The organism is Sulfitobacter sp., assembly GCF_041552635.1.
GTDB lineage: Bacteria > Pseudomonadota > Alphaproteobacteria > Rhodobacterales > Rhodobacteraceae > Sulfitobacter.
Map to the genome: position 1 here is coordinate 1 of NZ_JBFEKM010000330.1, position 1,936 is coordinate 1,936.

General features: G+C 61.2%; 1 protein-coding gene and 1 pseudogene. Both read right to left on the reverse strand.

Annotation, left to right across the window (positions count from 1 at the left end; all coding sequences use genetic code 11):
- Positions 1–8 precede the first annotated feature (8 nt).
- Positions 9–953: pseudogene (locus tag ABYT07_RS20760) on the reverse strand (ABC transporter permease).
- On the reverse strand, positions 953–1,936 hold a 984-nt coding region (locus tag ABYT07_RS20765; RefSeq protein ID WP_372993897.1), incomplete at its 5' end, for an ABC transporter permease. The pseudogene ABYT07_RS20760 and the gene ABYT07_RS20765, both read right to left, overlap by 1 nt.

Genomic DNA, 1,936 nt, shown 5'->3' on the forward strand with positions numbered 1-1,936 from the left:
ATCAAACATCAGCGTTCTCCTTTGTTGAACGGCACCATCAAGGCGGCGGGCACCTGTGCGCGGCGTGATACCAGCACCAGGGCGACGATGGACAGGATATAAGGTGCCATGAGGAAGATTTGATAGGGGATATCCGCGCCAAAGCTGGTTTGCTGCACCCGGATTTACAACGCGTCAAAGGCGGCGAACAAGACCGCGCCCAACAGCGCCTTGCCCGGCATCCATGATCCGAACACCACCAAGGCGATGCAGATCCAGCCGCGCCCGTTCACCATTTCGAAGAAAAAGCTGTCAAAGGCCGACATGGTCAGAAACGCGCCGCCCATGGCCATGAACCCGCTGCCCACGATCACAGCCCCCATGCGGATCGCCGTGACCGACAACCCCTGTGCTGCCACCGCTGCGGGGCTTTCGCCCGCTGCGCGCACGGCAAGGCCCAAAGGCGTGCGATACAAAACGATGCTGGTCGCCGCGACCAGGGCAAAGGCCAGATAGGTAAAGGGTGTCTGCGAGAACAACGCCTGCCCCAGCAGCGGAATGTCTGACAGGATCGGTATTTCATAGGGCTGAAACGCCGCAATCTTGGGCGGGCTGGTCACCTGCGGCAGCGCAAGGCGATACGCATAATAGGTCGAGGAAGTCGCCAGCAACGTCACCCCCAGCCCCACCACATGCTGCGACAGCCCGAACGGCACCGTCAGCACGCTATGTAACAGGCCAAAGACCATGCCGACCACCATGGCCACGGCCACACCGACCCAAAGCCCCGTGCCGGAATAGACTGCCATCCAGCCGGCAAAGGCCCCCGCGACCATAATCCCCTCAATACCCAGGTTCAGCACGCCCGCGCGTTCGCAGATCAATTCGCCCATGGTCGCAAGGATCAGCGGCGTTGCGATACGGATGGCAGCGGCCCAAAAACTCGCCGAGATCAGGATATCCAGAATTTCCATCAGTCGCGTACCACTCTGAACCGCGTCAACATGATTGCCAGCACCATCAGCAGCAGCGCCGTCGCCAGCATCATATCCGCCAGATAGGTCGGCACGCCTGCTGCGCGGCTCATGCTGTCGGCCCCCACGAAGATGCCGGCAACAAACAGTGCCGATACGATAACACCCAGCGGGTTCAACAGCGCCAGCATCGCCACGATGATGCCGGTGTAGCCAAACCCCGGCGACAGATCGAGCGTCAGGCTCCCCTTGAGCCCGGCCACCTCTGAGAAGCCTGCAAGTGCCGCCAAGCCGCCCGACAGCAGCGCGGTTTTGACCAGAACCGTGTTGACCGGAATGCCCGCAAATGCCGCCGCTTCGCGGTTCAGGCCGACCGCGCGCATTTCATACCCTAAGGTGCTGCGGGTCTGGATCAGCCACACAGCCAGCGCGCAAAGGATCGCCAGCGCAAACCCCCAGTGCAGCCGCAAACCATCAAAGATGCGCGGCAATCTGCCTTCGGCAATCAGCCGCGCGGATTTGGGCCAGCCCATGCCCATCGGATCCTTGAGCGGACCTTCCAGCAGCATCGAGATGAAAAGCAAAAAGATGAAGTTGAACAATAAGGTCGTCACGACTTCGTCCACGCCAAAGCGCGTTTTCAGAATCGCAGGCACCAGCAACACAACCGCCCCCGCCAGCACCGCGCCAATCGCCAGTGTGGGGATCAACGCAACGCCGGACCAAGGCAGCGCGCCAGTGCCCAACACCACCGTGATCAAGGCACCGGCGTATAACTGCGCCTCGGCCCCGATGTTCCAGAACTTGGCCTTGAACGCGACGGCGATGGCCAGCCCTGTAAAGATCAGCGGCGTCGCGCGGTTCAAGGTTTCAAGCAGCGCAAACTGTGATCCGAACGCGCCTTTCAGGATCAGCCCGAGCACCGAAAACGGGTTCGCCCCCGCGATCATCGCCAGCAGGGACGCAATCATTACGGTCGCAAT